Below are 12,468 nucleotides of genomic sequence, written 5' to 3'. Positions count from 1 at the left end.
CCGTCCCGCCATGATCCCTATCGTCCCTTCTCCGCCCTCAACAGGGCAATCAGGACTCTAGAACCACCCGGACCGGTTCACGGGGGACACGCCACGATTTCAATCCGTGAACGCTGAGCACCTCGCACGACTGTTCGTCAGACATCACGTCTCCTTCACCGCAGGGATCTGTCCATCGCTGGGGACAGGTGGGCGTCCCTCACTCGTTTGGAGTGCTGCGTCGCGAAAACACAGGTTCTGCGGTGAAATGCGTGGATAGGCCAGTAGGTGGCGGCTGTCGACGGTCTTGGGCTAGTTGTGCTGTCTTGGTGCGACCGCCAGAGTTCAGTCGTATTGCCGAGCCGAGGCCTTCATGGTCGAGAGACTTCAGCTACCACCGCGCAATCAGGCACCTGGGCGGTACATGCCGGTGCTTCGGAACCGACCACACCCCCAAGTTCTCGTTCGTTTGGACGAGCTAGGAGAGCCAGTTCGAAGATCGCAGAGACCTCGGCCTGCCAGCGCTCGATGCACGCCTGACGGATTCCACGGAAGCCACCGACTCGGGAGAGCGCGGCACATGTGCGATTGAGACCATTTGCACCGTTCGACAGTGGTGCTCCCCGGCGAGTGGTGGAGCCTTGGTGTGCCCCCTGGCAAGGAAGAATGGCCACGTGACATGTTCAGTGAAGGACTGCGCCGACGAGGCAGTAGTGCTAAGGGACTTCGACCCTGATCGATTAGGTGGATGGTCGGGCTACTCGTACCAGCTGCCCTTGTGCCTCAGCCGCGCAGAAGTCTTTGACGCCGGTGATGTGCCCTGCGTGTGTAGGAAGGCTCCGAATCGTCACGGATGGTAGGTGTTGATGGGCCGACAGATATCCGAACTTCACCTGCTGACTGTCGAATTCGTTGGAAGCGCGAAGGGCGCCCACTTCAAGTTTCAGGCTGAGGTTGGAGGCGCTCCTAGCGAAAGCGTTTCCGTCAGTGTCTACCTCGACGCGGAGCAGGCTCAAGCCATGAAGCGGTGTCTCTACTCCATTATTGCCTAGAAGAACTTCGTAGAGGCCCATCCATGATGGACACACGCCTTGGTTACCTGCGACCGCAGGCGGTGTACGCGTGGGCGCGGCCTCCGTCCCGCGCCCCGATGGCCGCCTCCGGCAGCGACTTGAACCTCTTATGGCCGTGGCTGCCGTGCGCTGCGGGAGAGATCATCGGTCCGGCTCAAAGGTACCTCGGTCGCCATAGCAGTCCCATCGGTGTCTTCGCGGGCCGCGCTGATTACTTCGTAGACGTAGACGTTCTCGTCGTCACACCCGACGATGAGCCGCTTTCCATCGGGGGAAAACGCGACAGCCGCCACGCAGTCCGGGTGGGCGAGTTCGTCGAGGCAAGCCCCTGACTTAGAGTCCCAGAGTCGAACTGTGTTGTCCCCAGATCCGCTGGCGACCATCAGGCTTCCTGATGACAGTGCAACCCTCCAAACCACATCGATGTGGCCCGCGAGCCGAGCCCTGCACGTTCCATCTCGGAGGTTCCAGATTGCAACCGACCGATCGGTTGAGCCGGTCACTGCAAGCGCTGACGAGGCATCGACAGCGACTGAGTTGACATCACCGGAGTGCCCGCGTTAAGGAGTAGACGCACTTCTCCTGAGGTCACACTCGCGATCTTTGCCGTCCCGTCGGCGGCTGCAGTGGCAATTTCGCGATGGTCGAGTGTCACAACTTTGAGGATCGGAGCGAGATGCAGAGAGTACTCATGCTCGACATTCCAATCTGTTGCGTTACGCCCCCAAATCTTTACGGTTCCTGAACTGTCGCCGACAGCGAGCCTGCCGTCGGGAAGCCAAACAACCTTTGTATCCGTGCCTGACGCCGGGAGGAACGCGATTTGCTCTGCCGTACTCAACCGCCAACACCGAACGGTTCCGTCGAAGGCTCCTGCCGCCACTATGGTTCCGGTCGGGTCGATCGCAGCGCTGCACACCCAGCTCTTATGCCCGGCCAGGACATGGCGCAGAAGTCCGCTGCTCAGGTCCCAAACCCTCACAGTGCAGTCATTAGAAGCTGAAACCGCAGTCCTCCCGTCTGGTGTAATCACGACGTCCCATACATAACTCTCATGACCGGTCAGAACCTTTTCGAGCTTGACCACTCCCGAACCGGCTGCCAGGGCGCTTATCTTTGTCGCTGCTCGCGCTTCGGTTTCGAGCTTCCACTCTCTGAGGCGCTCCACGGTGTAACCACTGTGGTCCGCGTCGACTAGGCGACTACACGTTTGGCAACACCAGATGCCGTTGGCGATACCGCGCCTCTCCTCGCGGGTGAGTGCCGCATCGTATCGGGGCCCGCCGGGTGCGGCAGCGGTGATATGCGCTGCAACGCCGACATTCACTGCGCCGTCGTGACCTGAAGCGGGTCCAACCGTGCCGCCTCGGCAAGCCGGGTTCGAGCATACGTAGCCTGCCCGTTTGGCCAAGGAGACTTTGGTCGCTTCGCTGAAATCGTCTCGTCCGGAATTACTCACGTGTAGGGGCCTACTTCCAGTGCAGCTGTGTGCCGGCACCAGTCTGCGGACACGTCGCGAATGAATAAGCGCATGGAGACCTCAGACGACGCTGGCTTTACGACAGAGCCTGATCACCAACCGCGTTCTCGCCACTCAGATAGTGAAGAACGTTCGTCCCCGAGCGTGGTGTCATTGCCGTGACCTGGGTAGACAATCGTCGAGTCAGCGTAGCGTCCGAAGACCTTGGTCTCCAGGCCGGTCATCAGCGAGTTGAATTCGTCCGGGTGTGTTGTCCGGCCAGGACCGCCCGGGAAGAGGCAGTCACCGGTGAACAGATGCACGGTTCGCTCGCCGCTGTCGTCGACGTCGGTGAGTGCGAGAGCGATCGATCCCGGGGTGTGCCCGACGAGGTGGATGGCCTCGAACGTGAGGTCGCCGACCTCGAGGACGTCACCGTCGTCGACGAGGCGGTCGGGGGTGATGGGCAGTTCACCGGCGTCGAGGCGCCCCGCCGCGGTCGGCACCCCGGTGGACTCGGTGACGGCGGCGAGGGCCTGCCAGTGATCGAAATGCTGGTGCGTCGTGAAGATGAGCTTCGGTGTGCCCTCGACGGCGGACAAGACCTCGGTGATCGTCTCGGCGTCATTGGCCGCGTCGATGATCAGCTGATCGCCCGTCGCACGCGAGGTCACCAGGTAGACGTTGTTGTCCATCGGGCCGACGGACAGCTTGACGATGGTGGCCGACGACAGCGTGCGGCGCTGCGGGGTCTTCGACTCGGAGAGGTCGCCGGTGTAGTCGTCGCTGATCGGTGTCGCTGGGGAGGTCATGCCGACAGGCTATGACAGCGGGCACCCGGAATGTGACGGTCGCGACCATGAAACCCGGCGTGGCGCGCGTATCCTGAACCATTGGTTCGGCGATGACACGCGGGCGGCGAGACCGATCGCCCGGTCGTCGGACTCCGAATCTCCCCGGGGCGAGTGCATGGCGACGTTTCTGTCGGTGGCCGTCGGTACTGTGCCCGTGCGCCGTCTGTGCGCCCTGTGACTCGAGAATGTAAGGACTGCAGTGGTTGATCGTCTGATCGTCCGAGGTGCCCGCGAACACAATCTGCGCGGCATCGATGTCGACCTGCCCCGGGACAGCCTCATCGTCTTCACGGGGTTGTCGGGATCGGGCAAGTCATCCCTCGCCTTCGACACGATCTTCGCAGAGGGGCAGCGGCGCTACGTCGAGTCACTGTCCGCCTACGCGAGGCAGTTCCTCGGGCAGATGGACAAGCCTGATGTGGACTTCATCGAGGGCCTCTCGCCCGCGGTGTCCATCGATCAAAAGTCGACCAACCGCAATCCCCGGTCGACCGTCGGCACCATCACCGAGGTCTACGACTACCTCCGTCTCCTCTACGCCCGCGCCGGCAAGGCGCACTGCCCGATCTGCGGCGAGCCCATCGCCAAGCAGACACCCCAGCAGATCGTGGACCAGGTGCTCGCGATGGACGAGGGCACGCGGTTCCAGGTGCTCGCTCCGGTCGTGCGCACGCGGAAGGGCGAGTTCGTCGACCTCTTCGCCGAGCTCCAGACGCAAGGTTTCTCCCGCGCCCGCATCGACGGCGTCGTCCATCAGCTGACCGATCCGCCGAAGCTGAAGAAGCAGGAGAAGCACGACATCGAGGTGGTCGTGGACCGCCTCGTGGTCAAGCCCAGTGCCAAGCAGCGTCTGACGGATTCGGTCGAGACCGGTCTGCGTCTGGCCGACGGCATCATCGTGCTCGACTTCGTCGACCTCGAGGAGGACGACCCGGAACGCGAGCGCCGCTTCTCGGAGCGGATGGCCTGCCCGAATGCGCATCCGATCGCGATCGACGACCTCGAACCGCGGTCGTTCTCGTTCAACTCGCCGTACGGCGCGTGCCCGGAATGCGACGGGCTCGGCATCCGCAAGGAGGTCGACGAGGAGCTCGTCGTGCCCGACCCGGAGTTGTCGCTCGCCGAGGGTGCGATCGCCCCGTGGTCGACCGGCCACAACGCCGATTACTTTCTCCGGTTGATGTCGGGTCTGGCCGATCAGATGAAGTTCGACATCAACACGCCCTGGAAGAAGCTGCCGATCAAGGCGCGCAGGGCCCTGCTCAACGGCAGTGACCACCAGGTCCACGTCAAGTTCCGCAACCGGTACGGCCGCACCCGCTCGTACTACACCGAGTTCGAGGGCGTGCTCTCGTTCCTCGCGCGCCGCATGGACCAGACCGAGTCCGAGCAGATGAAAGAGCGGTACGAGGGTTACATGCGGGACGTGCCGTGTCCTGCCTGCCAGGGCGCGCGCCTACGCCCCGAGATCCTCGCCGTCACGCTCGACCACCCGGAGTTCGGGCCGAAGTCGATCGCCGAGGTGTGTGACCTGTCGGTCGCCGACTGCGCCGACTTCCTCGACCAACTGCGGCTCGACTCCCGGCAGGCCGCGATCGCGGGACGGGTCCTCAAGGAGGTCCAGGCCCGCATCCGCTTCCTGCTCGACGTCGGACTCGAGTACCTGTCGCTCGAGCGCGCCGCGGGTTCGCTGTCGGGTGGTGAGGCGCAGCGCATCCGCCTGGCCACCCAGATCGGTTCGGGTCTTGCGGGCGTGCTCTACGTCCTCGACGAGCCGTCGATCGGTCTGCACCAGCGCGACAACCGTCGACTCATCGACACGCTGACCCGTCTTCGGGATCTGGGCAACACACTGATCGTCGTCGAACACGACGAGGACACCATCCGCGCCGCCGATTGGATCGTCGACATCGGGCCCCGTGCCGGGGAGCACGGCGGACACGTGGTGCACAGCGGCAGTTACAAGGACCTACTGAAGAACCGGAAATCGCTGACCGGTGCGTACCTCGCCGGTCGCGACACCCTGCCGGTGCCGGACATCCGACGGCCAATCGATCGCAAGCGCCAGCTGACGGTCGTCGGTGCGCGGGAACACAACCTCCGTGGCATCGACGTGTCGTTCCCGCTCGGTGTGATGACCGCGGTCACCGGTGTCTCGGGGTCGGGCAAGTCGACGCTCGTCAACGACATCCTGGCCACCGTGCTCGCCAACAAGCTCAACGGCGCGCGTCAGGTGCCCGGGCGTCACACCCGCATCAAGGGTCTGGACAACCTGGACAAGCTCGTGCAGGTCGACCAGTCGCCGATCGGGCGCACCCCGCGGTCGAACCCGGCCACCTACACCGGTGTCTTCGACAAGATCCGCACGTTGTTCGCGGCGACGACCGAGGCGAAGGTGCGCGGCTATCAACCGGGCCGGTTCTCGTTCAACGTCAAGGGCGGCCGCTGTGAGGCGTGCACCGGTGAGGGCACGATCAAGATCGAGATGAACTTCCTGCCGGATGTGTACGTCCCGTGCGAGGTCTGCCACGGCGCGCGGTACAACCGCGAGACCCTCGAGGTGCACTACAAGGGCAAGACCATCTCCGAGGTGCTCGACATGCCGATCGAGGAGGCCGCCGACTTCTTCGAGCCCGTCACCTCGATCCATCGCTACCTGAAGACACTCGTCGACGTCGGTCTGGGCTATGTCCGGCTCGGGCAGCCGGCGCCGACGCTGTCCGGCGGTGAGGCACAGCGCGTGAAGCTGGCGGCCGAATTGCAGAAGCGGTCGATGGGCCGGACGGTCTACATCCTCGACGAGCCGACCACCGGTCTGCACTTCGAGGACATCAAGAAGCTGCTCGCCGTGATCAACGGTCTGGTCGACAAGGGCAACACGGTCATCGTGATCGAGCACAACCTCGATGTCATCAAGACCGCCGACTGGGTCATCGACATGGGACCCGAGGGTGGCGCGGGTGGTGGAACCGTGGTCGGCGAAGGTACTCCGGAGGACATCGCCGCGACCCCGGGCAGCCACACCGGCAAATTCCTCGCCGAGATCGTGGACATCGACCACGCTGTGGCGTCGGTCGGCTGAGTCGCCGAACGCAAATCGCCACTACCGTTGCAGCAGCGCTGGTTTGCGAGTGGCGCGCGTCAACGGAAGTGGCGATTCGCGTGTTCTGAGGGGGAATGCGCGGCGGGGGAGTGTGCTACGAACCCATCGACTTGCGGATCTCCTCGAGTCGCTTCTTCGCGGCCTCGTCGCGTTTGCGCATCATCTCGTCGACGGACTGGCCCTCGGCGCTCGCCTCCGCCAGCTCCTGCGACCCGATCGCGGTGGTGATGCGGTTCTCGATCTTGTCGCGCACGAAGTCGAAGGTCGGGACGCCGCTGTCGGAGTAATTCGGATCGGGAACCGCTCCGGGCACCGGGCCGGTCGGCACGATCTCCGCATCGATGATCTCGTCGGACCGTCCGGGCTCCTCGGCATTCGTCATGGGTCCAGCGTAGGCCCTCCGCTGGTCGAGTAGCGCCGGCCGAGCGGAGCGAGGCCGCCGCGTGTCGAGGCCACTACCGCCGAGGCGCGCGAACCGGGCCGGTGTACTTCTCGCCCGGGCCCTCGCCGGGTTCGTCCGGGTATGCACTTGCCTCCCGGAACGCCAGCTGCAGGCCCTTCAGGCCGTCGCGGATCGGTGCGGCGTGGATGCCGAGATCGGCTTTCGACGCGTCGACGATGCCGGCCAGGGCGGTGATCAGGGTGCGGGCCTCGGGCAGGTCGATCCGGTCGGCCGGGGTCCCCTCGGCCAGGCCGAGCTTCTCGGCCGCCGCGCTCATCAGCATGACGATGGATCGGGTGATGACCTCGATGGCCGGAATATCGCCCAGGTCACGGACGTTGTCGGGATCGGTGTGCGCCGCATCTCCCAGGTCGGCGCCATCGCCCGTCGCACCCTCCGGGGGTAACGGTGCAGGTGACGAATAGGAGTTCTCGGCCATGGCTGTTAGACTCCCATAGCACGACCGCCCTGGTATGCGCCGGGGTCGTAAGTGGAGTTCCGCTCCCACCGTTCGACGCGAGGTTCTCGCAGTTGCACGGTCCGGTTCACGCCGATCGTCGCAGATCGCATCTCTGGATGCTGAGCTGTACGTCTTCGGCAGCGTGTGTCAGCACTGGCACGCGTGGACGAACCGGTCGGTATCGGAGCCCCGCGGACATCAGTCCCGGGGCTTCCTTGCTGAGGTGTCCCGCAGGTTCTCTTGCATACGTCCCTCGCCACGACGCGACGGTTACCACTGCAGGATTGAACAAGGAGGCCCCATCAGCACTGAGACCCGCATCAACGAGCGCATCCGCGTCCCTGAGGTCCGACTCGTCGGACCCAACTCGGAGCAGGTGGGCATCGTGCGTGTTGAAGATGCGCTTCGCTTGGCCTACGAGGCCGATCTCGACCTGGTCGAGGTGGCCCCGGACGCCCGTCCGCCGGTCTGCAAGATCATGGACTACGGCAAGTTCAAGTACGAAGCGGCCCAGAAGCAGCGCGAATCGCGTCGCAACCAGCAGATGACCGTGATCAAGGAGCAGAAGCTCCGTCCCAAGATCGACGACCACGATTACGAGACCAAGAAGGGTCACGTCATCCGGTTCCTCGAAGCGGGATCCAAGGTGAAGGTCACCATCATGTTCCGCGGCCGCGAGCAGTCGCGCCCCGAGCTCGGCTACCGACTGCTGCAGCGCCTGGGCAACGATGTCGCCGACTACGGCTTCGTCGAGACCTCGGCCAAGCAGGACGGCCGCAACATGACGATGGTCCTCGCGCCGCACAAGGGTGCGAAGACCCGCCAGAAGGCGCAAGAGAGCCGTGAGCGTTCCGGTGGCCCGAAGGCCGCCCCTGACGCGAGCTGATCCGCGAGCACTGAGCGGACGAGAACTGAGTCGATCGGCCGGACGAGAGTCCGAACCGCTCCGGCCGAGATCACGACACGCGAACACGGGTACACACCGGACCTCGCCGGGTCCGGTGCCCGAGTTCGCCCGAGAAAAGGAAGAACATGCCGAAGAGCAAGACCCACAAGGGCACCGCGAAGCGCTTCAAGGTGACCGGCAGCGGAAAGATCGTCCGCCAGAAGGCCAACCGCCGCCACCTGCTCGAGCACAAGTCGTCCCGGCGCACCCGTCGTCTCGACGGCACCACCGTCGTCAGCGAGAACGACGCCCCGCGCATCAAGCGACTGCTCAACCGCTGACGCCAGCGACCCCAGACATCTGACAAGCAAAAGGATCTAACACATGGCACGCGTGAAAAGGGCCGTCAACGCCCAGAAGAAGCGTCGGTCCACCCTCGAGGCATCCAAGGGCTACCGCGGACAGCGGTCGCGCCTCTACCGCAAGGCGAAGGAGCAGCAGCTCCACTCGCTGAACTACGCCTACCGCGACCGTCGCGCGCGCAAGGGTGAGTTCCGCAAGCTGTGGATCTCGCGTATCAACGCCGCGGCCCGCGCCAACGACATCACCTACAACCGACTCATCCAGGGCCTCAAGGCCGCGGGTGTCGAGGTCGACCGCAAGGTGCTCGCCGACATCGCCGTGACCGATCCCGAGGCCTTCACCGGTCTCGTCGAGGTCGCCCGCAAGGCACTGCCGGCCGACGTCAACGCGCCGGCTGCCTGATTGCGCACCAGCACCCACGACCCGCGAGTCGCGCGGACGAACCTCCGATGACGGAGGTGCTGTCCGAGCGATCCTCGCGGGTCGTGTCGTATGCGAAGCTGCATCGCGCCGCCGAGCGGCGCGAGCAGGGCCGCTTCCTCGCCGAAGGGGCGAATGCAGTCGCGTCGGCGCTCACCGTCGGCCGGATCGAGACGCTCCTGGTCGCCGACGAGGAGCAGTTCCGTCACCGCGATCTCGTCGAGACCGCCGCGGCGGCCGGCGTCCCGGTGTCGGTGATCACCGGCCGCGCCGCGTCGAAGCTGGCCGAGACGTCCACGCCCGCGGGCATCTTCGCGATCTGCCCGTTGCTCGTCGTGCCGCTCGACGCCGTCCTCACCGCCGGGCCGCGACTCCTCGCGATCGCGGTCGAGCCGCGGGAGCCCGGGAACGCGGGCACGCTCATCCGCTGCGCCGACGCGATGGGCGCCGACGCGGTGATCCTGCTCGGCGATGCCGTCGACCCCCACAACGGCAAGTGCGTCCGTGCGAGCGCGGGAAGCGTGTTCACGGTGCCCGTGGTGCGTGAGCGCGCCGTCGACGACGCCCTCGACGCCATCCGGGGGTCCGGCATCAGCCTGTTGGCGACCGCGGCCGATGGCGAGGTCGCCCTGGACGCGGCGGGCGACATCCTCTCCGGCCGCGTCGCATGGCTCTTCGGCAACGAGGCGCACGGCCTGTCGGTCGAGGTGCAACGCTCCGCCGACCACCGCGTGTCCATCCCCATCCGTGGCCGCGCCGAGAGCCTGAATGTCGCTGCCGCGGCGGCCATCTGTCTGTACGAGAGCGCCCGTGTCCACGGCGCGGCGGGTCGCGTCTGACCGCTGTCCGAGTCGGCCGGTAGGGTCGGCGATCGTGTCAGAAACTGTGTCACCCGACTCCGCGCCCGAACCCGCACCCGCGACCCCCGGCTCGCCGGCCGCTGCACCCCAGACGGTGCCCGCGCCCGATCCCGCGGTCGTGAACTCCCGCATCGCCTCGGCGATCGCGACCGAACTCGGGGTGGGCGCCGGTCAGGTGCGATCGGCGATCGAGTTGCTGGACGGCGGATCGACGGTTCCGTTCGTCGCCCGATACCGCAAAGAGGCCACCGGCGGCCTCGACGACGCGCAACTGCGTACCCTCGACGAGCGTCTCGGTTACCTGCGCGACCTCGAGGCCCGACGCCAGGCCGTCCGCGAATCCATCGCCGCGCAGGGCAAACTCGACGCCGCACTCGATGCGCGCATCCTCGAGGCCGACACCAAGGCGCGCCTGGAGGACATCTACCTGCCCTACAAGCCGAAGCGCCGCACCAAGGCCCAGATCGCACGCGAGGCCGGACACGAGCCGGTGGCCGATGCACTGCTCTCGGACCCGACGACGGACCCGGCGACCTTCACCGCCGAGCAGCTCGACGGCGCCCGCGCGATCGCCGTGGAGCGGTTCGCCGAAGACGCCGACCTCGTCGGCGAACTCCGTGAGCTGATGTGGCAGACCGGAGTGTTGCGCACAACGGTTCGGGACGGCAAGGAGTCGGCCGGCGCCAAGTTCGCCGACTACTTCGAGTTCTCCGAGCCGTTCACCTCGCTTCCGTCGCACCGGGTGCTGGCCGTGCTGCGCGGCGAGCGCGAGGAGATCCTGTCGGTCACCCTCGACGCCGATCCGGCAGCGGCCGACCGGCCCGCCGGCCCCGGACCGTACGAGCAGCGGATCGCCGCCCGGTTCGGCATCGCCGATCAAGGGCGTCCGGCCGACCGCTGGCTTACCGACACGGTGCGCTGGGCATGGCGTACCAAGCTGTTCGTCGGGCTGTCCCTCGACGTCCGGATGCGGCTGCGTCAGGCCGCCGAGGCCGACGCGGTGGCGGTGTTCGCGACGAACCTCAAGGACCTCCTGCTGGCCGCGCCCGCCGGGTCCCGTACGACGATGGGGCTCGACCCCGGTCTGCGCACCGGCGTGAAGGTCGCAGTGGTGAACGCGACCGGCAGGGTCGTCGACCACGCAACGATCTATCCGCACGAGCCCCGGCGCGACAAGTCCGGTTCGCTCGCCGTGCTCGGCGCACTCGTCGAGAAGCACGGCGTCGAGCTCATCGCCATCGGCAACGGCACCGCCTCACGCGAGACCGACGCGCTCGCCGGCGAACTCCTGTCCGCGATCAAGGAGGCCGGCAAGAAGCCGCCGACGAGCGTCGTCGTGTCCGAGGCGGGTGCCTCGGTGTACTCGGCGTCGGCCTACGCGTCGAAGGAATTGCCGGACCTCGACGTCTCCATCCGCGGCGCGGTCTCGATCGCCCGCCGGTTGCAGGATCCGCTCGCCGAGCTCGTGAAGATCGATCCGAAGTCGATCGGGGTGGGGCAGTACCAGCACGACATCTCCGAGACCCTGCTCGCGCGCTCACTCGGGGCGGTCGTCGAAGACGCGGTGAACGCGGTCGGCGTCGACGTGAACACCGCGTCTGTGCCGCTGCTGTCCCGCGTGTCCGGCATCACCGCGGGCCTCGCGGAATCGATTGTCGCGCATCGTGACACCAATGGTGCGTTCCGGGATCGCAAGCAGATCACCGCGGTGCCCAGGCTCGGCCCCAAGGCATTCGAGCAGTGCGCCGGCTTCCTGCGTATCGCCGACGGCGACAATCCGCTCGACGCGTCGAGCGTGCACCCGGAGGCGTACCCGGTCGTCACACGCATCCTCGAGAAGGTGGGCACCGATGTCCGGTCGCTGATCGGCGACACCGCGACCCTCACCAAGTTGCGACCCGAGGAGTTCGTCGACGAGACGTTCGGTCGTCCGACCGTCGTCGACATCATCGCCGAACTCGACAAGCCCGGGCGCGACCCGCGGCCGGAGTTCAAGACCGCGACGTTTGCCATGGGCATCGAGAAGGTCTCCGACCTGACCCCGGGGATGGTCCTCGAAGGTCAGGTCACCAACGTGGCCGCCTTCGGCGCATTCGTCGACGTCGGCGTGCACCAGGACGGCCTCGTCCACGTCTCGGCGATGGCACACCGCTTCGTCTCCGACCCCCACGAGGTCGTCAAGTCCGGCGACATCGTAAAGGTCAAGGTCATGGACGTCGACATCGACCGCAAACGCATCGGGTTGTCGCTGCGGCTCGACGACGAACCGGGCAGTGACGGCAAACCCTCCCGCGCGCCTCGCGGGCAAGGGCGGGAGGACAGTGCTCGTGGCGGCGGCAATCAGCCGCGGAGGAACGAGCAGCGTGGCGGCGGACGGGGCAACCCGGGCGGCCAGGGCCGGGGCGCTCAGGGGCAGGGCAACCGAGGCGGGAACCGGAACGATCGACGCCCGGCACCCAGCGGGGCGATGGCCGACGCGCTCAAGCGAGCCGGCTTCGGCAAGTAGGGTCGCGGCCCGGGCGGGCCGGTTGTGTGTTCGCGGATGCGGGGATTGCCGACCCCGAGCGAG

10 protein-coding genes and 1 pseudogene are annotated in these 12,468 nt (G+C 66.2%); 6 read left to right on the top strand and 5 right to left on the bottom strand.

Features of this window, described 5'->3' with window-relative positions; translation table 11 throughout:
* Positions 1-1,159 precede the first annotated feature (1,159 nt).
* From ACFUEJ_RS23010 to ACFUEJ_RS23000, 3 genes and pseudogenes are all read right to left on the bottom strand, one after another.
* Positions 1,160-1,567: pseudogene (locus ACFUEJ_RS23010) on the bottom strand (WD40 repeat domain-containing protein); the annotation flags it as partial.
* Positions 1,552-2,139 carry a WD40 repeat domain-containing protein gene (locus tag ACFUEJ_RS23005; RefSeq protein ID WP_388032150.1) on the bottom strand — a complete coding sequence of 196 codons (588 nt, stop codon included), beginning with the start codon at positions 2,137-2,139 and terminating at the stop codon, positions 1,552-1,554. The gene ACFUEJ_RS23005 and the pseudogene ACFUEJ_RS23010, both read right to left, overlap by 16 nt.
* Before the next feature lie 485 nt (positions 2,140-2,624).
* Positions 2,625-3,323, bottom strand: a complete 699-nt coding sequence (locus tag ACFUEJ_RS23000) for an MBL fold metallo-hydrolase (protein ID WP_388032146.1) — start codon at positions 3,321-3,323, stop codon at positions 2,625-2,627.
* Between the two features lie 241 nt (positions 3,324-3,564).
* Here ACFUEJ_RS23000 and uvrA point away from each other — a divergent pair, with 241 nt between their 5' ends.
* Complete coding sequence (gene uvrA, locus ACFUEJ_RS22995) at positions 3,565-6,447, top strand: excinuclease ABC subunit UvrA (RefSeq protein ID WP_211540573.1); 2,883 nt, start codon at positions 3,565-3,567, stop codon at positions 6,445-6,447.
* A gap of 115 nt (positions 6,448-6,562) precedes the next feature.
* Here uvrA and ACFUEJ_RS22990 read toward each other — a convergent pair whose 3' ends face one another.
* Positions 6,563-6,850, bottom strand: a complete 288-nt coding sequence (locus ACFUEJ_RS22990; RefSeq protein ID WP_058253855.1) for a hypothetical protein — start codon at positions 6,848-6,850, stop codon at positions 6,563-6,565.
* Positions 6,851-6,923: 73 nt separating this feature from the next.
* Positions 6,924-7,349: a DUF1844 domain-containing protein gene (locus ACFUEJ_RS22985; RefSeq protein ID WP_058253854.1), complete on the bottom strand. Its 426-nt coding sequence runs from the start codon at positions 7,347-7,349 to the stop codon at positions 6,924-6,926.
* A gap of 265 nt (positions 7,350-7,614) precedes the next feature.
* Here ACFUEJ_RS22985 and infC point away from each other — a divergent pair, with 265 nt between their 5' ends.
* The 5 genes from infC to ACFUEJ_RS22960 all read left to right on the top strand — a co-directional run bounded on the left by infC (position 7,615) and on the right by ACFUEJ_RS22960 (position 12,405).
* Complete coding sequence (gene infC, locus ACFUEJ_RS22980; RefSeq protein ID WP_162540013.1) at positions 7,615-8,256, top strand: translation initiation factor IF-3; 642 nt, start codon at positions 7,615-7,617, stop codon at positions 8,254-8,256.
* A 146-nt stretch (positions 8,257-8,402) separates the two neighbouring features.
* Positions 8,403-8,597 (top strand): 50S ribosomal protein L35, encoded by a 195-nt coding sequence (rpmI, locus tag ACFUEJ_RS22975; RefSeq protein ID WP_012834577.1) that lies wholly within the window; start codon positions 8,403-8,405, stop codon positions 8,595-8,597.
* Between the two features lie 43 nt (positions 8,598-8,640).
* Positions 8,641-9,021: a 50S ribosomal protein L20 gene (gene rplT, locus ACFUEJ_RS22970; protein ID WP_010844357.1), complete on the top strand. Its 381-nt coding sequence runs from the start codon at positions 8,641-8,643 to the stop codon at positions 9,019-9,021.
* Between the two features lie 47 nt (positions 9,022-9,068).
* The gene (locus ACFUEJ_RS22965) at positions 9,069-9,878 is read left to right on the top strand and encodes an RNA methyltransferase (protein ID WP_211540567.1); all 810 of its coding nucleotides are present in this window, start codon (positions 9,069-9,071) and stop codon (positions 9,876-9,878) included.
* Between the two features lie 46 nt (positions 9,879-9,924).
* Complete coding sequence (locus ACFUEJ_RS22960) at positions 9,925-12,405, top strand: Tex family protein (RefSeq protein ID WP_159371930.1); 2,481 nt, start codon at positions 9,925-9,927, stop codon at positions 12,403-12,405.
* The last annotated feature ends 63 nt before the right edge of the window (positions 12,406-12,468 follow it).

Origin of the sequence: Gordonia sp. NPDC057258 (genome assembly GCF_042668985.1) — a bacterium.
Classification (GTDB): Bacteria; Actinomycetota; Actinomycetes; order Mycobacteriales; family Mycobacteriaceae; genus Gordonia; species Gordonia hongkongensis.
Note: the sequence above shows the minus strand (reverse complement) of the source record. Positions and strands in the feature narration are given on the sequence as shown.

Excerpts from the sequence above, each read along its gene's own strand:
- ACFUEJ_RS23000 (WP_388032146.1), bottom strand. The coding sequence starts at position 3,323 with ATGACCTCCCCAGCGACACCGATCAGCGACGACTACACCGGCGACCTC.
- ACFUEJ_RS22990 (WP_058253855.1), bottom strand. The coding sequence starts at position 6,850 with ATGACGAATGCCGAGGAGCCCGGACGGTCCGACGAGATCATCGATGCG.
- ACFUEJ_RS22985 (WP_058253854.1), bottom strand. The coding sequence starts at position 7,349 with ATGGCCGAGAACTCCTATTCGTCACCTGCACCGTTACCCCCGGAGGGT.
- rpmI (WP_012834577.1), top strand. The coding sequence starts at position 8,403 with ATGCCGAAGAGCAAGACCCACAAGGGCACCGCGAAGCGCTTCAAGGTG.
- rplT (WP_010844357.1), top strand. The coding sequence starts at position 8,641 with ATGGCACGCGTGAAAAGGGCCGTCAACGCCCAGAAGAAGCGTCGGTCC.
- ACFUEJ_RS22965 (WP_211540567.1), top strand. The coding sequence starts at position 9,069 with ATGACGGAGGTGCTGTCCGAGCGATCCTCGCGGGTCGTGTCGTATGCG.